At 33.7% G+C, this 23,996-nt stretch carries 22 protein-coding genes and 1 riboswitch; of the genes, 15 read left to right on the plus strand and 7 right to left on the minus strand.

Going from position 1 to position 23,996, the window contains the following annotated elements:
* Window positions 1-107 precede the first annotated feature (107 nt).
* The 9 genes from KA830_RS01925 to KA830_RS01965 all read left to right on the plus strand — a co-directional run bounded on the left by KA830_RS01925 (window position 108) and on the right by KA830_RS01965 (window position 10,853).
* Window positions 108-1,382, plus strand: a complete 1,275-nt coding sequence (locus KA830_RS01925) for a YjiH family protein (RefSeq protein ID WP_046208507.1) — start codon at window positions 108-110, stop codon at window positions 1,380-1,382.
* Window positions 1,383-1,430: 48 nt separating this feature from the next.
* Window positions 1,431-3,095, plus strand: a complete 1,665-nt coding sequence (hutU, locus tag KA830_RS01930) for a urocanate hydratase (protein WP_046208506.1) — start codon at window positions 1,431-1,433, stop codon at window positions 3,093-3,095.
* Entirely contained in the window at window positions 3,092-4,324 is a 1,233-nt protein-coding gene (gene hutI / locus KA830_RS01935) for an imidazolonepropionase (RefSeq protein ID WP_204180280.1), read from the plus strand. The genes hutU and hutI overlap by 4 nt, the downstream gene beginning before the upstream one ends.
* Before the next feature lie 215 nt (window positions 4,325-4,539).
* Window positions 4,540-5,706, plus strand: coding sequence for a SulP family inorganic anion transporter (locus KA830_RS01940; RefSeq protein ID WP_204180279.1), 1,167 nt, complete (start codon window positions 4,540-4,542; stop codon window positions 5,704-5,706).
* Window positions 5,707-5,712: 6 nt separating this feature from the next.
* On the plus strand, window positions 5,713-6,837 hold the full coding sequence (locus KA830_RS01945; RefSeq protein WP_073343923.1) for an amidohydrolase: 1,125 nt from the start codon (window positions 5,713-5,715) through the stop codon (window positions 6,835-6,837).
* Window positions 6,838-6,915: 78 nt separating this feature from the next.
* Window positions 6,916-7,797 (plus strand): SDR family oxidoreductase, encoded by an 882-nt coding sequence (locus tag KA830_RS01950; protein WP_070037559.1) that lies wholly within the window; start codon window positions 6,916-6,918, stop codon window positions 7,795-7,797.
* A 103-nt stretch (window positions 7,798-7,900) separates the two neighbouring features.
* Entirely contained in the window at window positions 7,901-8,512 is a 612-nt protein-coding gene (locus tag KA830_RS01955; RefSeq protein ID WP_070037561.1) for a flavin reductase family protein, read from the plus strand.
* An 86-nt stretch (window positions 8,513-8,598) separates the two neighbouring features.
* Window positions 8,599-8,699: riboswitch (SAM riboswitch) on the plus strand.
* A gap of 113 nt (window positions 8,700-8,812) precedes the next feature.
* Window positions 8,813-10,099, plus strand: a complete 1,287-nt coding sequence (locus KA830_RS01960) for a Na+/H+ antiporter NhaC family protein (protein ID WP_064209352.1) — start codon at window positions 8,813-8,815, stop codon at window positions 10,097-10,099.
* 247 nt (window positions 10,100-10,346) lie between these two features.
* Window positions 10,347-10,853 carry an SRPBCC family protein gene (locus tag KA830_RS01965; protein ID WP_046208499.1) on the plus strand — a complete coding sequence of 169 codons (507 nt, stop codon included), beginning with the start codon at window positions 10,347-10,349 and terminating at the stop codon, window positions 10,851-10,853.
* A gap of 152 nt (window positions 10,854-11,005) precedes the next feature.
* Here KA830_RS01965 and KA830_RS01970 read toward each other — a convergent pair whose 3' ends face one another.
* Entirely contained in the window at window positions 11,006-11,776 is a 771-nt protein-coding gene (locus KA830_RS01970; RefSeq protein ID WP_046208498.1) for a MurR/RpiR family transcriptional regulator, read from the minus strand.
* A gap of 208 nt (window positions 11,777-11,984) precedes the next feature.
* On the opposite strand from KA830_RS01970, the gene KA830_RS01975 reads away from it, so the two are divergent.
* Window positions 11,985-13,583, plus strand: coding sequence for an alpha-glucoside-specific PTS transporter subunit IIBC (locus KA830_RS01975; protein WP_070037567.1), 1,599 nt, complete (start codon window positions 11,985-11,987; stop codon window positions 13,581-13,583).
* A gap of 337 nt (window positions 13,584-13,920) precedes the next feature.
* On the opposite strand, the gene KA830_RS01980 is transcribed toward KA830_RS01975, so the two are convergent.
* Window positions 13,921-14,451, minus strand: coding sequence for a hypothetical protein (locus KA830_RS01980; RefSeq protein WP_204180278.1), 531 nt, complete (start codon window positions 14,449-14,451; stop codon window positions 13,921-13,923).
* A gap of 257 nt (window positions 14,452-14,708) precedes the next feature.
* On the opposite strand from KA830_RS01980, the gene KA830_RS01985 reads away from it, so the two are divergent.
* The 3 genes from KA830_RS01985 (at window position 14,709) to KA830_RS01995 (ending at window position 16,643) form a co-directional block, all read left to right on the plus strand.
* A complete protein-coding gene (locus KA830_RS01985; protein ID WP_046208495.1) occupies window positions 14,709-15,623 on the plus strand; it encodes a bile acid:sodium symporter family protein in 915 nt (304 codons plus the stop codon).
* Window positions 15,624-15,803: 180 nt separating this feature from the next.
* Window positions 15,804-16,448 (plus strand): HAD family hydrolase, encoded by a 645-nt coding sequence (locus tag KA830_RS01990; RefSeq protein WP_204180277.1) that lies wholly within the window; start codon window positions 15,804-15,806, stop codon window positions 16,446-16,448.
* A 3-nt stretch (window positions 16,449-16,451) separates the two neighbouring features.
* On the plus strand, window positions 16,452-16,643 hold the full coding sequence (locus KA830_RS01995) for a hypothetical protein (protein WP_046208493.1): 192 nt from the start codon (window positions 16,452-16,454) through the stop codon (window positions 16,641-16,643).
* A gap of 75 nt (window positions 16,644-16,718) precedes the next feature.
* On the opposite strand, the gene KA830_RS02000 is transcribed toward KA830_RS01995, so the two are convergent.
* The 3 genes from KA830_RS02000 to KA830_RS02010 all read right to left on the minus strand — a co-directional run bounded on the left by KA830_RS02000 (window position 16,719) and on the right by KA830_RS02010 (window position 18,202).
* Window positions 16,719-16,904 carry a hypothetical protein gene (locus tag KA830_RS02000; RefSeq protein WP_046208492.1) on the minus strand — a complete coding sequence of 62 codons (186 nt, stop codon included), beginning with the start codon at window positions 16,902-16,904 and terminating at the stop codon, window positions 16,719-16,721.
* Complete coding sequence (locus KA830_RS02005) at window positions 16,901-17,260, minus strand: SND2/TMEM208 family protein (protein WP_046208491.1); 360 nt, start codon at window positions 17,258-17,260, stop codon at window positions 16,901-16,903. The genes KA830_RS02000 and KA830_RS02005 overlap by 4 nt, the downstream gene beginning before the upstream one ends.
* Window positions 17,261-17,371: 111 nt before the next feature.
* On the minus strand, window positions 17,372-18,202 hold the full coding sequence (locus tag KA830_RS02010) for a formate/nitrite transporter family protein (RefSeq protein WP_210134063.1): 831 nt from the start codon (window positions 18,200-18,202) through the stop codon (window positions 17,372-17,374).
* Between the two features lie 309 nt (window positions 18,203-18,511).
* On the opposite strand from KA830_RS02010, the gene KA830_RS02015 reads away from it, so the two are divergent.
* A complete protein-coding gene (locus KA830_RS02015; RefSeq protein WP_046208490.1) occupies window positions 18,512-19,900 on the plus strand; it encodes an amino acid permease in 1,389 nt (462 codons plus the stop codon).
* A 214-nt stretch (window positions 19,901-20,114) separates the two neighbouring features.
* Window positions 20,115-21,554 (plus strand): alkaline phosphatase, encoded by a 1,440-nt coding sequence (locus tag KA830_RS02020; protein WP_046208489.1) that lies wholly within the window; start codon window positions 20,115-20,117, stop codon window positions 21,552-21,554.
* Window positions 21,555-21,668: 114 nt separating this feature from the next.
* Here KA830_RS02020 and KA830_RS02025 read toward each other — a convergent pair whose 3' ends face one another.
* Together KA830_RS02025 and KA830_RS02030 are read right to left on the minus strand one after the other, a co-directional pair.
* Entirely contained in the window at window positions 21,669-22,544 is an 876-nt protein-coding gene (locus tag KA830_RS02025; protein WP_046208488.1) for a MurR/RpiR family transcriptional regulator, read from the minus strand.
* Between the two features lie 3 nt (window positions 22,545-22,547).
* Window positions 22,548-23,987, minus strand: a complete 1,440-nt coding sequence (locus tag KA830_RS02030; RefSeq protein ID WP_070657915.1) for a PTS transporter subunit EIIC — start codon at window positions 23,985-23,987, stop codon at window positions 22,548-22,550.
* Window positions 23,988-23,996: the final 9 nt, after the last annotated feature.

The raw sequence follows: 23,996 nt of genomic DNA on the forward strand, positions 1-23,996 counted from the left end.
TTGAAACTATTAATAATTAGTTTATTGATATTGGTAGTCTATATAATAACATATTATACTTTTAGATATAGAGGGAGTCGTACTTTCATGTTAGGGGCGTGAAGTACATGTGGAGATTTTTCATTTATAGCTTGATTGGTATTATATTTTTCTTCGTTCCTGTGACTATACAAGGTCAATCAACCATTATGATTGATCATATTGTGCAATGGATTACGCTAATAGTGAAACCAGTTTTACCATATTATGTATTGATTTTAATTATTATTGGTGCAATTCATCCATTTCTCAATCAAAGGTGGAATGAATCGAAAACAAATATTATTTTTAGCTTATTCAAAGTAGTAGGGGTATTCATCGCTTTCATGGTTGTTTTCAATATAGGGCCTGCTTTTGTTTTAAAAGAAAGTATTGGACCATTTTTATATGAAAAGTTAGCCATACCATTAAGTGTTTTAATTCCCATAGGAGCGATTTTTTTATCATTTTTAGTAGGTTTTGGATTGTTAGAGTTTATCGGTGTGATTTGTCGTCCGATAATGCGACCGATATTTAAGACACCAGGAAAGTCAGCGGTCGATGCAGTAGCATCATTTGTTGGTAGTTATTCAATAGGCTTACTGATAACAAACAAAGTCTACAAGAGTGGTAGTTACACACATAAAGAAGCAGTAGTTGTAGCGACAGGGTTCTCTACGGTTTCCGCTACGTTTATGATTATTGTAGCTAACACACTAGGTATTATTCAGCATTGGAATTTATATTTTTGGTTTACACTCGCAGTGACATTTATTGTTACTGCTATTACCGTACAACTCCCACCTATCAGATTTGAAAAGCATACGACATATAAAGACCAACCATATCAAGAAGAGATTCGCAGAAACATGCCATTGTTAAAAGAGTCTTGGTTAGAAGCAAAATTAGCTGTGAAACAGTCTAAATCATTAATTGACAATGTATTTGAAAATTTGAGAGATGGTGTCGTAATGACTATAGCAATTTTACCTTCTATCATGTCAATTGGTTTTCTAGGATTAGTAATCGCAGAATTCACACCAGTAATCGAATATATATCTTACATCTTTTATCCATTTATCAGCATTTTTCCAGTAGAAAATGTAGGGGTATTAGCACAGGCTTCAACGATTTCAATTGTTGAAATGTTATTACCAGCTGCGATTGCACAATCAGCAGATTTAGCAACAAGATTTACAGTAGCGGTCATGAGTGTTTCAGCGATTATCTTTTTCTCAAGCGTTGTTCCGGTCATATTATCTACTGAAATTAAAATATCGATAGGAAAACTTGTGATTATTTGGTTTGAAAGAGTAGTACTCACACTACTGATTACAATTCCATTTGCATTATGGATATTTTAAATATCAAAACAAAGGTTGAATTTAAAATCGATGAAGGAGAGATTGTTCATGAGAAATATTAAAGCAAAAAAAGGTTTAGAGATTGAATGTAAAGGTTGGGAACAAGAAGCAGTATTACGAATGCTATATAATAATTTAGATCCTGAAGTTGCAGAAAGACCCGAAGATTTGGTTGTCTATGGTGGCATAGGTAAAGCAGCTCGAAACTGGGAAGCATTCGAAGCAATTGAATCCACACTGCGTTCATTAGAAGCTGATGAAACGATGTTAGTTCAATCAGGCAAACCAGTTGCTGTATTTAAAACACATGAAGAGGCACCACGTGTATTACTTTCAAATTCTGTATTAGTACCTGAATGGGCAAACTGGGATCATTTTAATGAATTAGATCAAAAAGGTTTAATGATGTATGGACAAATGACTGCGGGTAGTTGGATTTACATAGGTTCACAAGGTATCGTTCAAGGTACATATGAGACATTCGGTGAACTAGCTAATCAACATTTTAATGGCAAATTAAATGGTACGATTACATTAACTGCTGGTCTTGGTGGCATGGGTGGTGCACAACCATTGGCAGTTACGATGAATGGTGGAGTTGTCATCGGAGTTGATGTAGATGAAACACGCATTGATAAGCGTATTGATACACGTTACTGTGATGTGAAAACACGAGATTTAGACGAAGCATTAACGTTAGCGGAAGATGCACGCAAACAAGGCAAGCCATTATCTATTGGCTTGGTCGGTAATGCGGTCGATGTACATCAAGCAATTTTAGATAAAGGATTTAAAATTGATATTATTACGGATCAAACGAGTGCCCACGATCCTTTAAATGGTTATGTACCACAAGGGTATTCATTAGAAGAGGCAAGTGCACTTCGTAATAAAGATCCAAAACAATACGTGAAAGAATCGCAATCCTCAATGCATAAGCATGTATCACTAATGTTAGAATTTCAAAAACAGGGTGCGGTCGCTTTTGATTATGGAAATAACATAAGACAGGTCGCATATAATGATGGCTTAAAAAATGCTTTTGATTTCCCTGGGTTTGTACCGGCATATATTAGACCGCTATTTTGCGAAGGAAAGGGACCATTTAGATTTGCAGCATTAAGTGGGGATCCTAAGGATATTGAACGTGCTGATGAAGAAATGAGAAAGTTGTTCCCTGAAAATGAAAAACTTATTCGTTGGTTAGATTTAGCACAGGAGAAAATTGCGTTTCAAGGATTGCCTTCAAGAATTGCGTGGTTAGGTTATGGAGAACGTGCGAAAATGGGTCTAGCGTTAAATAGACTTGTGCGTGAAGGTGAAATTTCTGCACCGATTGTAATTGGTCGCGACCATTTAGATTCAGGTTCAGTAGCCAGTCCTAATCGTGAGACTGAAGGTATGAAAGATGGTTCAGATGCTGTAGGAGATTGGGCTATTTTAAATGCATTAATCAATACTGCTGCAGGTGGATCTTGGATTTCATTCCATCATGGCGGTGGTGTTGGTATGGGTTATTCATTACATGCAGGCATGGTAGTAGTTGCTGATGGTTCAGAAAGAGCAGATAAACGTTTAGGACGTGTATTAACTACGGATCCGGGTATGGGAGTAGTAAGACATGCTGATGCAGGTTATGAATCAGCAATTAATGTAGCAAATGAAAAAGGCATTCACATTCCAATGATTACAAGAAAAGGAGATAAAAAATGAACGACTTAATCATTCAAAATATTAAACAATTAATTTTACCGAAAGCTACCGAACGTCCTTTAAAAGGAAAAGAATTAAATGATTTAAATATTGTTGAAAACGGTACAGTAGTTGTGAAAAATGGCAAGATTGTTTATGCGGGTGAACATTCTGATGCATATGATGCAAAAGAAATAATAGATGCTTCAGGAAAAGTCGTTTCACCTGCCTTGGTAGAAGCACATACGCATCTTGTACATGGAGGCTCACGTGAACATGAGATGTCACTCAAGCGTCAAGGTGTGTCTTATTTAGAAATACTTGAACAAGGTGGCGGTATACTTTCTACTGTAGAAGCCACGCGTCAAGCGACGGAAGACGAACTTTTTGAAAAAGCGGAAAAAAATCTATTAACCATGTTACAACACGGTGTCTTAGCGGTTGAAAGTAAGAGTGGTTATGGATTGGATAAAGAAAATGAACTTAAACAATTGCGTGTTTCAAATCGATTAGCAAAAAAATATAATTTAGACATGAAACATACCTTCCTTGGCCCACATGCTGTGCCTAAAGATGCGGAGTCTAACCAAGATTTCTTACAAGAAATGATAGATTTATTGCCGGAAGTTAAACCATATGCTGATTTTGCCGATATTTTCTGTGAAACAGGCGTGTTTACTGTGGAAGAATCTAAATCTTACATGGAAGCAGCTAAAAAACAAGGCTTTGATGTTAAAATTCATGCAGATGAAATCGATCCATTAGGTGGTTTAGAACTTGCAATTGATGAAAATGCTATCTCTGCGGATCATTTAGTTGCATCTAGTGAAGAAGGTAAACAAAAGTTGAAAGATAGTGATACTGTTGCAGTATTATTACCAGGAACAACTTTTTATCTTGATAAGGAAGGTTATGCAGATGCAAGAGGTATGCTAGATAACGATGGCGCTATTGCGATAGCTACTGACTTCAATCCAGGTAGTTGTGTGACTAATAATTTACAATTGGTGATGTCTATTGCAGCGTTAAAATTAAAATTATCTCCAAATGAAATTTGGAATGCAGTGACAGTCAATGCAGCTAAAGCAATTGACGTTGATGCAGGTACCATCAATGAGGGAGATAAAGCAAATATTGTAATTTGGGATGCACCTAATCATGAATATATTCCATATCATTATGGTATTAATCATGCAGAAAGAGTTATTAAAGATGGTAAAGTGCTCTTTGATAATCGTGTAAAACTTTAATAGAGAAACTGTAATTAAAATTAAAAATAAGATTATTAGAGATGAATAGGGTGAGGAATGGAATCAAAAATGTTGATTTGTCCTCGCTCTATTCTTATTTTTTTTATTCAAGTTTTCTAAAAATAGAAATTTAGAAGTGCAAAAAATTAAGTTAATAAAATATTTTGACAATTATGATAGTATAGTAATTAAAGGGACTTGGGGGTGAGTATGGTGTGAGTAATGCTGGGTATATTGAACAATGGAAAGGTAACATAGTACAGAATACACTTTCAGGTGTATTACTTGCACTTGCATTGTTACCTGGTGCAATTGCTTTTTCATTTATAGCAGGTGTGAATCCGACAATCGGTATGTTAAGTACTGGTTTAATGATGCTTGTACTTAGCTTGACTGGAAATAGAACCTTGATGGTATCAGCACCAAGTAGTGGTGTATCTTTAGTCGTAGCACCTTTAGCTGCAAGTCATGGGATGCAAGCTGTCATTTCAGCAACGTTATTTATGGGTATCATCCAAATTTTATTTGGGTATTTTCAAATTAATAAATGGTTAGAATTGATACCTGTCGGTGTTGTAATTGGATTTATGAATGCACTAGGTATATTATTATTTACATCTCAGCTAAAGAATATTTTAGGTATTTCTATGGCAACTTATATCGTTGCAATCATGTCATTTTTTATTATTTGGTTGGGCGCTCAACATATCAAAATTATACCTGCACCATTGACATCCATCATTATACTGACAATATTTTCGTGGGTATTAAAACCTGATATAAAATATGTGCACGATTTGTCTTCAATACATATTAAACTACCTTATCCAACTATCCCTATTGAAATATTAAATGTTAACTTTCTCCTAACTGCATTGTTTTATGGTCTGATGATGGCTATTGTTGCAATCGTTCAAACGACTTTAACAGCAAGAATGATGGATGAAGTAACAGCTACAACTAGTGATAAAAATCGTGAATCAATAGGTCAAGGCATAGCTAATTTAGTAGTAGGATTATTTGGTGGTTATGGTGGAAGTGCGCTTGTTGGTCAATCGCGTTTTAATGTAACAATGGGTGCGAACTCTAGAGTTTCGACGCTTGTTACCGGAAGTTTTTTACTGGTAAGTTTATTTGTTTTTGGTGAAATTATAGGACATATTCCAATGGCTGTTTTAGCTACCGTGCTTATTACAATTTCATTGAATACATTTGATAGACGAACAATACCCTTTATACGAAAGTCACCTTTAGTAAATGGATTCATGGTAATACTTACGATGGTGCTTATTTTAGTCTCTAATAATTTAGCGCTCGGCGTTGTGATTGTAACAATACTATATTATATTTTAAAACGTTTTATAAATTTAGAAAGGACGTGACGTGTCATGCCACAATATGAAGACTTTGTAAAATGGAGACGTACATTTCATCAGTTTCCAGAATTGTCTGATGATGAATATGAAACAACGAAACGATTAAGACGTATTTTAGAAAGTTATGAAATTAAAATTTTAGATATACCGTTGGAAACTGGTTTGATTGCTGAAGTAGGTCAAGGAGATACGTTTATTGCTGTTCGATCGGATATAGATGCTTTGCCAATTAATGAAGAAGTTGTACATGAATTTACATCAACTAATGAAGGTATTATGCATGCTTGTGGTCATGATATCCATATGGCAAGTATTTTAGCAACAGCTACAAAATTAAAAGAAATTGAAGATCAATTAAAAGGTAGAGTACGTTTTATTTTTCAACCTGCCGAAGAGCTGGGCTATGGTGCTGTTAAATTAGCTGAGACAGGTGCTATTGATGGTACAAAAGCTGTGCTTGGTTATCATAATTATCCTACTATGGATATAGGTACATTGGCAGTGAAATCTGGTGCCGTGACATCCTCTGTAGATCGCTTTGAATTTAAAATTAAGGGTAAAGGTGCACATGCAGCAAAGCCTGAACAAGGTAATGATCCAGTCATCGTATTAGGTCAATTAATCAATAGTGTTCAATCCATCGTCAGCAGAAATTTATCTGCTTTTGATAATGCAGTCGTAACGATTGGAGAAGTATCTTGTGGTAATACATGGAATGTTATTGCAGATCAAGCTTATGTACAAGGTACAGTGAGAAGTTTTGATGAAGGTATTCGCACATTCATTGAGAAGAGATTGAGAGAAATTGGGAGTGGATTGGCAGAAGTATTTGATGTTGAAATTGAAACACAATATATACGATTACCAGGCGCAGTAATCAATGACGAAAAATTAACAGACGATGCAATTAACGTTGCTAAACAAGTAGGTTACAATGTGAATATAATGGAACAGCCATTAACTATTGGTGAAGATTTTTCTGGGTTTGCCAACAAGTATCCAAGTGTATTTGTTTTTATTGGATCTAATAGTGACTATGATTTACATCACCCCAAATATGATCCCGATGAACGCATTTTAGAAAAAGTACCAGATTACTTTGTAACATTTGTACAGAAATTATTGAACGAAACTTAAAAATATAATCTTGTGTTATGGGCGATTTAATTTGGGTAAAAAATAATTACAACCATTATTTTTTGAGGAGGATTAAGCATGGCGTCTCAAGATCCTAGAAAGAAATATTCAAATGCAGATTTTCCAAAACAAGAGCAACCCGTTCCAGGTTTACAAAAAGATCTGAACCCTAAACCAGATTGTGGAGAAACTTCTTATACCGGTTATGGTAGATTGAAAGGTTTAAAGATGTTAGTAACAGGTGGAGATTCAGCTATTGGTAGAGCAGCAGCTATTGCGTATGCTAAAGAAGGTGCTGATGTTGCAATCAATTACTTGCCATCAGAACAAGAAGATGCTGAAGAAGTAGAAGAAGTTATTACATCGGCAGGACAACAAGCTGTGCTAATACCGGGTGATTTACGCAATGAACAATTCAATTATGAGTTAGTAGAACGTGCATATCACGCGTTAGGTGGATTAGACAATGTTACACTCGTAGCTGGACATCAACAATATAGAGATACACTAAAGGGCTTCGATACAGCGTCATTTACTGAAACCTTTGAAACGAATGTGTATCCAATATTTTGGACTGTACAAAAAGCGATTGATTATCTTGAACCAGGTGCTACAATTACGACAACGTCATCTGTACAAGGTTATAACCCAAGTCCAATTTTACATGATTATGCAGCATCAAAAGCTGCAATCATATCGCTAACTAAAAGTTTGTCTGAAGAACTAGGAGCTAAAGGCATCCGTGTTAACTGTGTTGCACCAGGACCATTTTGGTCACCACTTCAAATATCAGGTGGACAACCACAATCCAAAATTCCAACATTTGGACAAAAAGAAGTGCTTGGCAGAGCAGGTCAACCTGTAGAATTAGCAGGCGTTTATGTTCATTTAGCAGCTGATGAATCAAGTTACACTACTGGCCAAGTATACGGGGTTACAGGTGGTACACAATTAGATTAATTTGATAGATGGCTATTTCAAAGTGATTCGTGCTTAAATGAACAGTTATGCACTTACATTTTGACATAGCCACTTTTTATTTATGAAAGGAAAGTGAATTTTTGTGAAACATTTTAAAGCAAGTGAATTGTCTAAAAGACAAAACTATAAATTATTGAGTGGTAGTGTCATACCTAGGCCAATAGCCTTTGTGACATCTCAAGATAAAAATGGTAAGTTAAATGCGGCACCGTTCAGTTTTTTTAACGTGGTGAACAGTGCACCACCGATGATTATGATTTCTACAGGACGCTCAGAAGGTAAACGTAAAGACACTTCACTTAATATTGAAGAGACTGAAAATTTTGTAGTACATATCACTGATGAAACAAACGTAGAGCAAATTAACCGTACAGCTGCACCATTGGATCGTACTGAAAATGAATTAGAACGAACAACGTTAACCCTTGTCGACTCAGAACTGATAACTGTACCTGGTATTGAACAGGCGAAAATACGTATGGAATGTAAATTAGAGCGGATTATATCATTAGGAGATACTGATGAGGGGTCAGATCTAATCATTGGAGAAGTCGTGATGTTTCATATTAATGAAAACGTGTATTTTGAAGACAGTAAGATTAATGCACAGGCACTAGAAGCCGTGTGCCGTTTAGCTGGAAATGATTATGCCACGATCGGTGATACATTTACGATTGTTCGGCCAACGGAATAACCTTTGAAGTAAAATATCATTTCATATTATGATTATATAATTGACGAAGTGGCGTGAATAGTGTACTGTTATAAAATAAATAAAATAGCTTATCTAGAGAAGTGGAGGGACTGGCCCATTGAAACTTCGGCAACATGGTAATGCGTGTGCCAATTCCAGTAGCATAAAGTGTGCTAGAAGATAAGATTAAAGATGTATCGATTTACTCTTTTCTTCTATGAGAAAAGAGTTTTTTATTTTTTATGGTAAGCAAAATGAATGATTGACTAAAAAAGTAATGATAAAGAAAGTTGGTTTTGTATGACGGAAAATAAAAAAGGTAACGCATGGGCGCTTGTGCCATTAATCATTTTTGTAGGTATATTTTTAGGTGTGGGCGTTATTACTGGTGACTTTTCAATAATGCCACTCAATGTTGCAATTATTATCGCATCCATTGTGGGTTTGTTGATAAATAAAAAAGAAACATTTTCTAAAAAAGTAGATGTATTTACTAAAGGCGCTGGACATTCAAATATTATTTTGATGATGTTAATATTTCTACTTGCGGGTGCATTTTCTCAAACTACAGAAGATATGGGGGGAGTCAAGTCGACGGTAAATTTAGGACTATCCTTTATTCCAGAAAACTTAATTATCGTCGGTTTATTTATCATTTGTATGTTTGTATCACTTTCAATGGGTACTTCAGTCGGTACAGTTGCAGCTATAGCGCCGGTTGGTTTTGGTTTGAGTCAGGCGACGGATGTATCTGCAGCGATAACAATGGCTACTGTCGTTGGTGGCGCAATGTTTGGTGATAATTTATCAATGATTTCGGATACTACAATTGCCGCTGTTCGTACTCAAAAGACTAAAATGAGCGATAAGTTTAAGGTGAACATAAAGATTGTATTACCAGGTGCGCTATTTACTGTTATAGTACTTTGGTTTTTAACGCATGGTGCTCAGATAGATACTACGAAATCATATGACTATAACTTTATTAAAGTTATTCCATACTTATTGGTACTGATTTTAGCGCTGGCAGGTATAAATGTAATTATAGTGTTGATTGGTGGTACCGTATTATCTGCGATTATTGGACTGGTTGATGGATCATTCAACTGGTCAGGCTTGCTTAGTTCAATCTCAAAAGGAATTGTTGGTATGGAGGATATTGCGATTATTGCACTTTTAATTGGCGGACTTGTAGCATTGATACAACATAATGGTGGTATCACTTGGCTATTAAATTTTGTACGCAATAGGGTTAAATCAAAACGCGGTGCAGAATTAGGTATAGCTGGACTTGTGAGTGCTGCGGATATTTCGACTGCCAATAATACAATTTCTATATTAATGGCAGGCCCCTTAGCTAAAGATATTGCAGATGAATACGAGATTGATCCTAGGAAATCTGCAAGTGTTTTAGATATATTTGCGAGCTGTTTCCAAGGTTTATTACCTTATAGTCCGCAAGTTATAGCAGCAGCAGGCGTTGCGTCTATCTCACCAGTTTCATTAATGCCGTATTCAATTTATCCGATCATTCTAGGTGTTTGTGGCCTAATTGCAATTTTCTTTAGATTACCAAGATTAAAATAAAAAAGTTGATTAAAAGAAAGGGCAACAGTTTATATTATTTGATATAGACTGTTTGTCCTCTTTTTTAAGAAGTAAGATAGTATTAAAAAAGGGAAAATTTTGACGTTTACTGATTAATAACGATAGAATAAATAGGTTATCACTTTTAAAGGGGATATAAAGGAAAGTTGAATTTCATAGTATTATTGTTTAGAAGTCTAGTATAATGAGTTAGAATAGTTATAAGAGTGAAAGTAGGTGAACAATCATGGCTAGATATAATGTGGAAAATGAAAACGTAGAAATTCAGTTGGAAAGACTGTTTAAAGTTGAACCTGAATTAGTATATCAAGCTTGGACTGAGCAACGATTTCTTAAACAATGGTTTATGACAACTGAACGAACGAATAAATCAATAGAGATAGACGCTGTACAAAACGGAAGCTATGAAATTATTGATGTTCGTAAAGGGAAAGAAAATATAGTGAAGGGTTCTTACGTTACTTTGAACCCAAATGAATATATTGTAATGACGATAGGGATGCCTGAATTAAGTGACTCTGAAGATACAATTGAAGTAGAGATGTTTGAAAGAGAACCAGGCATAACCCAAATGATTTTTAATTATACAGCTTATGTACCTAGGGAACGCAGATTGACATCATTAGAGTATAAGCAAAAGAAAAAGGAATATCATGATTCTACTGCGCATGGTTTTGAAATGTTATTTGATAAGCTGCAAACAACACTAGAAGAATATGAAGAGGAACAATAAAAAATCATTACAACCTAACTCAATAAATTAAAAGTGGGACTCAGGCATATTTGGGCAGAAGCTCATGTATCAGTCCCACTTGTGTAATAAATTGAGATGTTGACTAAGAGGCTGAGACAATTAATTTGTCCAGCTTTCTTTTATTTGATATGTTAATTATTTTGTGTGAATTGACCGTATTGTATACGCTCATTAAATTTACGTAGTACCGTTTCAAAAAAAATATGGTAGCTGATAAAGCTGGAATAATCAATGCCGTTTGTTAAATAAAAAGTGTTACTTGATACGTAGATATTATAATTTGCCTTTTGAGCCAAGGTGTTGTCTTGAAGCGTAGTAATAGAAATGAAATACTTTTGACGCAGTTGCAGTAAATTCGTTATATCGGATAAGTGATCGGTCTCGCCGGATAAAGAAATAATAAAAAACAAATCATTATCAGAAGCTTTATTTAATACCATTTTAAATTCATGTACATCATGTAATACAATAATATTTTTATGTATGGTCAATAAAATTCTTTGAGCTTCTTGCGCAACATTCATTTGAGCTAAACCTGTGCCATATAAATATACCGTTTCGGCTTGATATATTTTGTCAGTAACTAGGTCGTAATCGATACGCTCCAAATAAGTGAAGGTATTTTCAATTTCTTGTTTAAAAGCGTTCATAGAGTCAGAAGGTAATTGATGGACTTGTTCAGATTCAAATTTTAAGTATGATTTAAAATCACTGTAGCCATCAAAGCCGAGCTTACGAGTAAAACGATGAATACTTGCATTTGATGCATGTGTATAAGCCGCTAAATCTTGGATTTTCATTGTTTTACAATCTGATATATGTGTGTTTATAAAATGAGCGATTTGTAGGTCGTTTTCATTTAATTTATTAAAATTGTTATTTATGCGTTCATCTAAAAGCAACGTTATCACCTCAGAATTTTGAAAATATTTTCAAGTTTTGAAAATATAATCTTATTGTACAAAATTGTTCGTAATGGCGTCAAACTATTGTTCTGATGTAAGCGTTTACTATAAAATCGATGGTAAATTGATCCATAATCATTTGAATAGAGAGATATCAAATATCATAAGTGAATTATTTTGGAAATTTAGAAAAGGGGAACTTTATATGAATGCTATAAAGCGATTTGGAAGTGCAATGATTGTACCTGTATTGATGTTTGCATTTTTTGGTATTGTACTCGGTTTAGCAACATTATTTAAAAATCCTTCAATAATGGGGAGTATTGCTGAAGAAGGTACAAATTGGTTCAAAATATGGTCAGTGATAGAGTCTGGTGGTTGGACAATATTTAATCACATGGAAGTGGTATTTGTTGTTGGCTTGCCATTATCTTTAGCTAAAAAAGCACCTGGACATGCAGCACTGTCAGCATTAATGGGATACTTAATGTTTAATACCTTTATCAATGCCATATTAACGCAATGGCCGCATACATTCGGAGCAAATTTAGAAAAGGGTGTAGAAAATGTAACGGGATTAAAAGCGATTGCTGGTATAGAAACATTAGACACGAATATCCTAGGCGGTATTATTATTTCAAGCATTGTCACATGGATACATAATAGATATTATAGTAAAAAATTACCTGAAATGCTTGGTGTATTTCAAGGTTTGACATTTGTAGTAACGATTTCATTTTTTGTCATGTTGCCAATTGCTTTAATTACTTGCATCATATGGCCAACGGTACAAAATGGTATTTCTTCACTGCAAGGATTTATTATTGGCTCGGGTTATATAGGTGTGTGGTTGTATCATTTTTTAGAAAGAGTATTGATACCAACTGGATTACATCACTTTATATATGCACCAATAGAAGTAGGTCCTGTTGTTGTGAATCATGGATTGAAAGCAGAATGGTTCGAACATGTAAATGAATTTGCTAAAAGTAAAGAACCATTAAAAGAATTATTCCCATATGGCTTTATGTTACAAGGTAACGGAAAAGTCTTTGGTTCAATTGGTATTGCTTTAGCAATGTATGCAACGACGCCAAAAGAAAATAGAAAGAAAATTGCAGCATTACTAATTCCAGCAACATTGACAGCGATTGTTGTAGGCATCACTGAACCATTAGAGTTTACATTTTTATTTATTGCACCTTATTTATTCGTTTTACATGCAATTTTAGCAGCAACGATGGATACGTTAATGTATGGTTTCGGATTAGTAGGTAACTTTGGTGGAGGATTATTAGATTTCTTTGCTACGAATTGGATACCTTTAGCCCAAAATCACTGGTTAACTTATATTATTCAAATTGCAATAGGTTTCGGTTTTACAGCGATTTATTTCTTCTTGTTCAAGTTTTTAATTATAAAATTTAATATTCCACTTCCTGGACGTAAAAAAGACGATAAGGATATGAAATTATATAATAAAGATGACTATAAAAATAAAGACGGTAAAGCACAAGTTGCTAAAAAAACTGAGTCAGCAAACGAGTTTGAAGCTAAAGCAATCTATTATTTAGAAGGTCTAGGTGGCAAAGAAAATATTAAAGACGTTACAAATTGTACGACACGTTTAAGATTGACAGTGAATGATGTCAATAAAGTTGAGGATAGTGATTACTTTACGCATAAACAAATGGCACATGGCTTAGTGAAAAGTGGGAAAAATGTGCAAGTCGTAGTAGGTATGTCTGTACCTCAAGTCAGAGAAGCATTTGAAAATTTAGTATTTGAAGAAAAAAATAAATAATAACGAGATTGCATATAAAACTTATGCACAAAAAAGGACTAATCCATATGATAATCATTAATGGATTAGTCCAATTTTTTATCAATAACGCATCAATTAATTTTTGCATGCTTGTTAGTAGACATGGTATACACGGCGCGAAGATGGGTCTTACATTCTATTTTGTTTATAAGTGTCCACATAAAAAAAACGTCATTTCTATACAATTACAATAAGAATAGACGTTTATGATTGGATGCTAGATCCTTGTATACATGATTTATGTTGATTAAATATCGTGAAATGGTAGCTAAATCAATTTTACTGTATATGTGAGTAATGTCGTACATTAATGTTTTTAAGAAATTCTCGTTTTATGCATTAAACGTGGTTGGTAGGTAGCACTGTAAACATCAATGTTGTGTGTTGCGATAGCGTGAATTAATTTAGAGAATACTGTAGGCGAACAAGAAACGTTGATGGTATTTCGATTGAAGGTATAAACAATTGCTTCAGTGTGATTGAGTAAATTCATAATATCGATAACTTTGTCTTTAATAAATGCATCATGAAGGCCGTCAACAGCGATTTCGAAACGCTTAGATGATAATAGTAAATGATCCAAGTCTAGTAGGTCCTGTGCATGATTATTTTCTAAAATTTGATAGATTAAATAATTGTGGAAGCTAAGAAAACTAATCAAATATGGTAGCTGTTGCTTAGGTAAATTCACTTCTAAAGCATATAAATGATTTTTTTTGAAAATAGTAAATTTGAACGATTTACAAAAGTGGACTTGTTTCAAAAGTTTTAACAAATTTTTGCGGATATGACGTTTATTTAAACCACTGATGTTTAAAACAAACGTTTCAGTTTTATCTAAAAACATATTATACCTCCATATCTATATAAAGTGACATACGTATATTAAAATTAATATTTAGTGCCCTTAAAATTATACATGTTTTAAATTCTATTAAATTGTACCACTCTTTTTAAAAGAAGACACTAGGTCTTTAGAACGAAGTATAAAATTTTTGGAAATTCCTAGGGTTTTAAAGTCGAAATATTTAGAAAATTCTGTTGTTTAGATGTTCAAAATATGATACATTCTTCTTTATTAATACAGAGAGGGAAGTGTTTTAGATGTTATCAAAAGTAAGTAAGTTTGCAACGAATACGTTCTTAGTATGGATGCTTATTGCAGCTGTCATTGGTTTTATATTTCCAATGCAACTTTCTACTTTAAGTAATTGGGTACCTTATTTACTAGGAATTGTTATGCTAGGTATGGGATTAACCATAGACCCCAAAGATTTTAAAATCATATTTCAAGCACCTAGATCTGTAATCATTGGTGTGGTTTTGCAGTATACGATTATGCCTTTAAGTGCATTTTTAATTGTTAAACTGTTTCATTTGCCTCCAGAAATTGCAATTGGTGTGATTTTAGTTGGATGTTGTCCGGGTGGTACATCTAGTAACGTTATGAGTTACTTAGCAAATGCAAATGTTGCATTGTCAGTAGCTATCACAAGTGTTTCAACATTACTAGCACCATTTTTAACACCAGCTTTAATATATTTATTTGCGCATGAATGGTTACAAGTTTCATTTATCAGTATGTTTTGGTCAGTCGTTCAAGTGATTTTAATACCAATAATCATTGGGTTTGTACTGCAAAAACTGTTCAAGACATTTGCTGACAAGACTGCCACTGCATTACCAATCGTTTCCGTTGTAGCTATTTCATTAATACTTGCATCTGTAGTTGGTAGTAGTAAAGCACAAATTTTAGCCACAGGATTGCTTATTTTTGCGGTTGTCATTCTTCATAATTTGATTGGCTATATACTTGGTTATACATTTGCCAAAATCCTAAAATTAGACCGACCGGACAAAAAGGCAGTATCGATAGAGGTAGGTATGCAAAATTCAGGGCTAGCAGTTTCTTTAGCTACAGTACATTTTAACCCATTATCTGCAGTTCCGGGAGCCGTGTTCAGCTTAATACATAATATTACAGGTCCAATACTTGCAAAATACTGGAATAAAAGGTAAGTATCATTGATTTTAAGATAAAATTAATATGAAGTTCTAAACTAAGAGGAAAACATTAATTTTTTCGTGTTTTTCTCTTAGTTTATATTATCTCTGTCTTTGATAGGCTAGAGAAGTATAAAATATGATACACTGACAATAATTTGATTCAATTTTGTTAAATTATAGGAGGGGAAATGTATGTATCGTGCTGTGATATTTGATTTTGATGGTACAATTATAGATACAGAAAAGCACTTGTTTGAAATAATAAATAAACATTTAAATCATTATGGTTTGGAAGAAGTTAGTTTAGATTTTTATCGTCAATCTATTGGGGGATTGGCTTCAGATTTGCATCAGTATCTAGAAGACCAACTAGGACAAGAACGTAAAGAAAAAATATATCAAGAGCATAATGAAACGAGTATACATTTACCGATAGTTACACATATGAAACAACTTATGGATTATTGTAAAGTGCGCCATATACCCATGGCTATTGCGACAAGTAGTTTTAAAAACGATATTCAACCAACGTTTGATCAATTAGGATTAGATGCGTATATTGATGTTGTTGTTGGACGAGAGGATGTAGAAGAAATAAAGCCAAGTCCAGAACTGTATTTAACAGCAGTTCAAAGATTAAACTATAATCCTGTTAATTGTTTAGCTATAGAAGACTCAGTCAATGGGGCAACTGCAGCGGTGAATGCTGGTTTAGATGTTATTGTAAATACGAATGATATGACGGAAAAACAAGATTTTAGTAACATACCCTATTTAGGTAAAGACATATCAGGTACAGCTATCATTGAAAAATATTTTGAAAAAAGTAGAGGCTAACGTATGAATGGTTATTTAATTTTATTTTTTTTAGGAGGCCCAATTGTTTTAGCAATAGGAAATTTAGTTTTAGGACCTATTTTTAATAAAAAAGTCCCCTTAAAAATACAATTTCGGTCATTTATGGTCGGAAGTCTTATTTACTTATTGGGAGCTTTAGCCTTATATTATCTTATTTTACAAAATCAATTTTAATTTAAAACCCCTTATTTTGACATTGGAAAATGCTTCAATAAGGGGTTTTATAATATCGAAATGAAAAATGATAGTCTATTTTAAAAATTGAAGTATTAGTGTCACAATAACTAATACGAGTAATATAGAATCAATACCTACCATAATTGCAAAACGTGGATTTTTTTCTCCAGCAGCTTTAGATTTTTTTACAGCTTTTAAATTAGGGATTAAACTTACACTTAGTAAAATGATAACAACAATACCAATGAAAATACTCATGATTTATCACCACCATTTTTATGAGTATCGATATATTCCCAGATATACCCTGCAATGATACCAATAATCAATCCGGTTATGATACCGATTTTTAAAGCAGAAAACATAGCGCTGATTATGATTGCAATTAGTAGTGAAATAGGTAATGTAATACCAAATTTATATTTTCGCTCTGGTGAATTTACAATAGTAAAAATTAAGTAATATAGTATCCCAAATACAACAATCGTTAGTAAACTTTTTAGCATTAAATTTCCGGCAGAAACATCACTATCGCTAAAATAATTGATTAGGAAAAATAATATACCAAATATAATTGAAACTGTGATTGTACGTTTCAATAGATGTTTATTCATATTGAACTCCTTTATAATAAAATCTATTGAGCATTATATCATATAAAATTAGGAACTATAACTTCATGAACGTTAGACTCTAGCTCATCATTACAATAACGCAAGTTGTAGTCAATGTACTTTACTTTTTTGATATTGCTTATGGTCGTTTAAATAAGCATAGAACAAGCCTATTACTAAACCGCCTCCGATATAATTGCCGATACCTGCCCCCAGCAAATTGATTAAAGCAGGCATGGCTGAAAGTACATCACTTTGGTAAACGACTCCACCTGCGAATAATACGGTATTATAAACAACGTGTTCGTAACCCATAAATGCGAAAATGGATACACCAAACATCATGACAAACATTTTTGCCAAAACATCATCAATTTGCATAGCTATGACAAGCGATATATTTATAAAGAAATTAGCAAAAATACCTTTTATAAGAATGGCAACAAAACCTGCCGATAGTGTTTTATGATCAATTGTAGCTTCTAATTGTTGCATCATCTCAGGTGTCATAATGTCTGAGGAACGAATCAATAAGAAGAACACCAATCCACCTAAGGCATTACCAATAAAACAGAGTACAAATATTTTAAAAACGCGGATTGGCGAAATGACGCGATAATACAGTCCAACTGTAAAATACATAAAGTTACTCGTTAATAATTCGGAATTTGTAAAAAGTATTAACACTAAAGCAAAACTAAATGCAATTACCCCGACTAAATTTGCAACGCCCATTGGAATATCAGAGGCTAATGAAGCTTTAATGAGCAATACAAAAACTGTAATCACACCTAAAATAAAACCAGCCATTATGGCACGTAATAGATAACGTTTTAAATAAAAACTTTGTAAAATATCTTTGGCACGAATTGTCTCTACGACATGATGAACCCACGCTTTACCATAAAAAACTTTATCCCATTTAATATTTTTTTCGTTCAAAACTTTATCCTCACTTTCTATTAATTAAAAATAGTATACTATGTTACAGTGTTTTTGTGAAATAAATCACAAAATAATCATAATTAAATAGTGACACTCAATTAACTAAATATAGTATTTAATTGCTCTCTATCATATTGAAATGGAAATTTACATTGCGTTTTCTCTAAAAGTAATCTAAAATAAAAACATATGTAAGGGCTTACATAAATGAAAAATAATTGTTTTAATTTTTAGAATTTATAGTATAATAGCGTCATAATAAGTGAATTATTTTCACTTATATTTGAATGAGATGGGGTTTGAATGATGAATGAGAATAACGAATTACAAAGGGGACTAGGTGCACGTCAAATGCGGATGATAGCACTTGGTGGAACGATTGGTGTCGGACTCTTTATGGGGGCGACAAGTACGATTAAATGGACAGGGCCTTCAGTAATATTTGCCTATTTAATAGCTGGGCTGTTTTTATTTTTAGTGATGAGAGCTATGGGGGAAATGGTATATTTACACCCGACTTCAGGTTCTTTTGCAAACTTTGCAAGTGATTACATAAATCCAGTTGCTGGTTATCTGACAGCATGGAGTAATATTTTCCAATGGGTTGTTGTAGGTATGAGTGAGGTTATCGCCGTTGGAGAATATATGAATTATTGGTTTCCTGATTTACCACAATGGATACCAGGTATTATAGTTGTATTATTGTTGGCTGGTGCTAACTTAGTATCAGTTAAAGCTTTTGGTGAATTTGAATTTTGGTTTGCAATGATAAAAGTAGTAACTATTATCTTGATGATTATTGCAGGGTTCGGTTTGATTTTCTTTGGACTTGGTAATGGTGGAGAGGCTATAGGTCTTTCTAATTTATGGTCACATGGTGGCTTTATGCCTAATGGTTGGATTGGTTTCTTCTTCGCACTTTCTATTGTAATTGGTTCTTATCAAGGTGTTGAATTAATCGGTATTACTGCTGGTGAAACGAAAGATCCACAAAAAAATATTAAAAGTGCGGTTAATGGTGTTATATGGCGTATATTAATTTTCTATATCGGAGCCATTTTCGTTATTGTAACTGTTTATCCTTGGGATGAATTAGGAAACATTGGCAGTCCATTTGTTGCAACATTTGCAAAAGTGGGTATTACATTTGCTGCTGGACTCATTAACTTTGTAGTTTTGACTGCAGCGATGTCAGGATGTAATTCTGGTATATTTAGCGCTAGTCGAATGACGTTGAACTTATCTCAAAAGGGCATGTTACCTAAATTTTTCCGTAAAGTTATGAAAAATGGTGTTCCTATTTGGACGGTTACTGCAATAGCAATTGGTATTTTAGTTGGTGCGTTATTAAATGTTATTTTGCCTTTATTTATTAAAGGGGCAGATAGTATTTTTGTTTACGTATACAGTGCCTCGATTTTACCAGGTATGGTACCGTGGTTTATGATATTAATTAGTCATTTAAGATTCAGAAAAAATCACAGCGAAGAACTCAAAAATCATCCTTTTAAAATGCCAGGCGGCGCAATAACAAATTATATTACAATGGCGTTCTTTATCATGGTGTTAATCGGCATGCTATTTAATAAAGAAACAGTTGTTTCAGTTGTTATTGGTATCGTGTTCTTAGGTTTTATGACATTGTTCTATTATCTAAAAGGCTATCATAAATTAAGTGATGATCAGCAACTTTAAAAAATATAATAACACATCAATTTGTCAGCAATATTAAGTAGTCATAAATGATACATTTTTTTGTATCATTTATGACTTTTTTGTATATCCGTCATTATGTTGGTACACTTACATAAATGCTTTTACAAAAATTTAACAATAGAAAAATACTCACTCAAAACTCGTGCTTTAGAATAAAGTTGAGGTCATAATACATATCTAAAGGAGTTATTATATGAAAATACTTAATAAACTAGCTACTGCTACGATTGCAGGGACAATCATTGCCGGTTCATCATTAGGGAGTGTACAAGGGACTTATGCTGCAGGGAAAAAAGATGAGTCTAAAGATTCAAATCAGAATGCTGATGTAGCTTATATGGGTAATACAAAAAATCCTAAAAACGTTATCTTTTTAGTCGGTGACGGTATGGGACCTTCGTATAATTCTGCTTATCGTTATTTTGCAGATAATCCAGATACTAAAGAAATGGATCAGACCGCTTTTGATAAATATCTAATAGGGAGTCAACGTACAAACCCTAATGATCCAAAAGAAAATGTTACTGATTCAGCAGCTGGTGCAACAGCATTTAGTTCAGGACAAAAAACGTATAATGGAGCTATAGGCGTCGATGCTAATAAAAATAATGTTAAAACAGTATTAGAACAAGCTAAAGAAAATGGTAAATCAACTGGTCTCGTATCTACGGCTGAAATTACAGATGCTACGCCTGCTGCATACGCATCACACGTTGATGATCGTGATAAAAAGGATGAAATTGCTAAACAATTTTACAATGATAAAATTAATGGCAAGCATAAAGTCGATGTACTACTAGGTGGTGGTGCTGAGTATTTTGGGAAAGACAATGGCAATTTAAAAAACAAATTTAAAAAAGATGGTTACGATGTGGTTACAAATAAAAACGAACTACAAAATTCCAAAAGTAAACAAGTATTAGGATTATTTGCAGATAATGATATGCCATTACAGATAGACGCACCAGACAAAAATCCAAAATTAGTGGATATGACTGATAGTGCCGTAAATAAATTAAAACAAAACGACAAAGGATTCTTTTTAATGGTTGAGGGCGCTTCTATAGATAAATCAGGGCATCCAAATGATGTAACTGGGGTAATGTCAGAAATGTCTGGATTTGAAAAATCATTTGAATATGCTATGAATTATGCAAAAGAAAATCCAGATACACTTGTGGTAGCTACTGCAGATCATTCTACAGGTGGTATGTCTATTGCGAAAGGTAAAGATTACGTTTGGAACCCAGATGCCATTCACCAAATGAAACATTCAGGTAAATATATGACTGAAGAAATTAGCAAAGGCAAAAATGTGGAGAAAGTCATTAAAGATGGTTACGGTTTTGAAGTCTCAGAAGATCAAATGAATAAAATAAAAGATGAAGCTAAAAAACTTAAAGATCTTAAAAAAGATGAAAAAGCATATGAAAGTCAATTACAAAAGGTTCAAGATGCTGTTCAAAAACCAATTAATGACAAATCAAATACTGGTTGGACTACTAATGGTCATACAGGAGAAGATGTAAATACTTATGCATATGGCCCTGGTAGTGATAAATTTAAAGGAAATATTGATAATACTGATAATGCCAAAAATATTTTCGACTTTTTTCAAAACGATGTAAAGTAAGCAACTAGCAAATAAATAGTGTTAGCGATAGATTAAAAACGAGAACGACATAGAAATTGATTACTATGTCGTTCTCGTTTATGATGTTATTTAAAAAGTGATGGCAGCAATGATTTAGTGTTTAAACTGGATTTTAGACAAATGTTTACGATAATTATCAAGTGCCATTTTAGACTGTGTGATTGAGTCTAACGAACGTTGATAATTTAAAGCAATAAATCGATAATAAAGAATATCTACCGTAAAAAGTTGTGCAAACAATGATGTTGTTGCGGCCATGCGTAGTTCATTCTCATCAGTTTGACCATAAATTAAAGTATAATCAGATATTTTAGCTACAGGATTATTATTCGAGCTTGAAATCGTGATGATAGGTATATTATAGTCAGTTGCAACTTTTGCCATAGATTGCATTTCACTATGACTACCTTGGTTGGTTACAAAAATAATACAATCTTGTTCATCATGAGTAGCCATGGTAGTCATTAATAAATGCGTTTCTTGTATTAAGCGCACATTTAAACCAATCCGAGATAATTTTTGATATAAATCTGTAACAATAACGAGTGATGCCCCATAACCAAATAAAAATATGGTACGCGCATGTTTTAATGTGTCACAGATGTCATCGATGTGATGTTGTTCAATTTGTGAAGCAACACAACTCATTGTATCTGTTGCTCGGGCTAACATTTTAGACTTGATAATATCGACGGATTCATTATCAATTAATTCCATATGATTATTGTTGATTGCATCTTCAGGCAAATAACGTGAAATTGTAATTTTAAGTTCTTGAAACCCTTTTTCTGTTATTTTCTTGCTAAAACGTACAATGGATGCTGTACTTGTATTAATTTCATTTGAAAGGTCTTGGACAGACATATTAATGATACGATGAGGTTCGTTTAAAATAAAATCAGCAATTTTTTTTTCACTTTTTGTAAAAGTTTCATATATATTATCAATTTTATAAAGTACGTTGGTCATAGTTTAACCACCTAAGTTATCAGATTCTCTCATTGATTTTGTTGTACCTAAAAAGAAGGTGAAGAGGAAACCACCGATGTAAGCAGCGATTAATCCTGCAATGTATCCTAAGTACATATGATCTGAAATCAAAGGTAACAATGAAATACCACTTGGTCCAATAGCGGTAGCACCGATGTGTCCAATACCACCAATCACTGCACCACCAATACCGCCACCAATACATGCGGTAAAGAATGGTCTACCAAGAGGTAACGTGACCCCATAAATCAAGGGCTCGCCAATACCAAGGAAACCGACAGGCAGTGCACCTTTAATTGCATTTCTCAAAGTAGTATTTTTCTTACATCTTACCCAAAGCGCTAATGCAGCACCAACTTGCCCTGCACCTGCCATAGCAGCAATTGGTAGTAAGTAAGTAGCACCAGATTGATTAATCATCTCAATATGAATAGGCGTAAATATATGATGTAATCCTAACATAACTAATGGTAGGAAGAAAGCACCAATAATAAAGCCACTAAAGACGCCACCAATATTAATAACACCATTCACTACGGATACTAAACCGTCAGAAACAAAACCAGCTAAAGGCATAATGATAAAGATTGTTGATAATCCGATAACAAACAAAGTAATCGTAGGTGTTACGATAATATCAATGGCATTTGGTACAATTTTATGTAATCTCTTTTCTACGAGACTCAATAACCAAACAGCAAAGATAACACCGATAATACCACCTTGTCCTGCTTGTAAAGGTTCGCCTGTAAAAATATTAGTGATCATATTTTCTTCTGTTAAACCTGTTAGTAATGTCGTTCCTCCAATAACACCACCTAAACCTGGTGTCGCACCAAATTCTTTAGCAGCATTGATACCAGTGAAAATGGCTAAATATGCTAACATACCATCTTTAATTACGTTAAAAACAGTAACAAGTTGCGTAATCCATGAGCCAGATATGACCTCTGCAGCTAGTAAGTTGCTTAAAACTGCAGCAATACCACCGATTAAACCTGCACCAATAAATGCTGGAATCAATGGGATGAATATATTAGCGATTGTTTTTAATAATTTATTGAATTTGCCACGTTTTTGTTTACTTTGAAAAGCGGCTTTGTTTTCTTTGGCTCTTGCTTCAGTTTCTGCTTTATAATCTTTAGTTTGGTGAGGGATGGTTTCACCTAAACGCACACCACTCATTTCAGATATATGAGCAGCTACCTTATTAACTGTGCCAGGTCCAACGACTACTTGTACACGGTCGTCTTTGACAACGCCCATTACACCTTCTGTCGATTTTAATTTATCATAGTTAACTTTATTTTCATCGTGCACCTTAATTCTTACACGCGTCATGCAATTTATAACATTTTCCATGTTCTCTAAACCGCCAACTGCATTTACAATACTTTCTGCAAGTTTTTGTTCTTTAGACATCATAAAACC

It is taken from the genome of Staphylococcus sp. GDY8P119P (genome assembly GCF_017892075.1).
Taxonomy (GTDB): Bacteria; Bacillota; Bacilli; order Staphylococcales; family Staphylococcaceae; genus Staphylococcus; species Staphylococcus ureilyticus.

Coding starts and splice junctions, on each gene's coding strand:
- KA830_RS01925 (WP_046208507.1), top strand. CDS start 108: ATGTGGAGATTTTTCATTTATAGCTTGATTGGTATTATATTTTTCTTC.
- hutU (WP_046208506.1), top strand. CDS start 1,431: ATGAGAAATATTAAAGCAAAAAAAGGTTTAGAGATTGAATGTAAAGGT.
- hutI (WP_204180280.1), top strand. CDS start 3,092: ATGAACGACTTAATCATTCAAAATATTAAACAATTAATTTTACCGAAA.
- KA830_RS01945 (WP_073343923.1), top strand. CDS start 5,713: ATGCCACAATATGAAGACTTTGTAAAATGGAGACGTACATTTCATCAG.
- KA830_RS01950 (WP_070037559.1), top strand. CDS start 6,916: ATGGCGTCTCAAGATCCTAGAAAGAAATATTCAAATGCAGATTTTCCA.
- KA830_RS01960 (WP_064209352.1), top strand. CDS start 8,813: ATGACGGAAAATAAAAAAGGTAACGCATGGGCGCTTGTGCCATTAATC.
- KA830_RS01965 (WP_046208499.1), top strand. CDS start 10,347: ATGGCTAGATATAATGTGGAAAATGAAAACGTAGAAATTCAGTTGGAA.
- KA830_RS01975 (WP_070037567.1), top strand. CDS start 11,985: ATGAATGCTATAAAGCGATTTGGAAGTGCAATGATTGTACCTGTATTG.
- KA830_RS01980 (WP_204180278.1), bottom strand. CDS start 14,451: ATGTTTTTAGATAAAACTGAAACGTTTGTTTTAAACATCAGTGGTTTA.
- KA830_RS01985 (WP_046208495.1), top strand. CDS start 14,709: ATGTTATCAAAAGTAAGTAAGTTTGCAACGAATACGTTCTTAGTATGG.
- KA830_RS01990 (WP_204180277.1), top strand. CDS start 15,804: ATGTATCGTGCTGTGATATTTGATTTTGATGGTACAATTATAGATACA.
- KA830_RS01995 (WP_046208493.1), top strand. CDS start 16,452: ATGAATGGTTATTTAATTTTATTTTTTTTAGGAGGCCCAATTGTTTTA.
- KA830_RS02000 (WP_046208492.1), bottom strand. CDS start 16,904: ATGAGTATTTTCATTGGTATTGTTGTTATCATTTTACTAAGTGTAAGT.
- KA830_RS02005 (WP_046208491.1), bottom strand. CDS start 17,260: ATGAATAAACATCTATTGAAACGTACAATCACAGTTTCAATTATATTT.
- KA830_RS02015 (WP_046208490.1), top strand. CDS start 18,512: ATGAATGAGAATAACGAATTACAAAGGGGACTAGGTGCACGTCAAATG.
- KA830_RS02020 (WP_046208489.1), top strand. CDS start 20,115: ATGAAAATACTTAATAAACTAGCTACTGCTACGATTGCAGGGACAATC.
- KA830_RS02025 (WP_046208488.1), bottom strand. CDS start 22,544: ATGACCAACGTACTTTATAAAATTGATAATATATATGAAACTTTTACA.
- KA830_RS02030 (WP_070657915.1), bottom strand. CDS start 23,987: ATGTCTAAAGAACAAAAACTTGCAGAAAGTATTGTAAATGCAGTTGGC.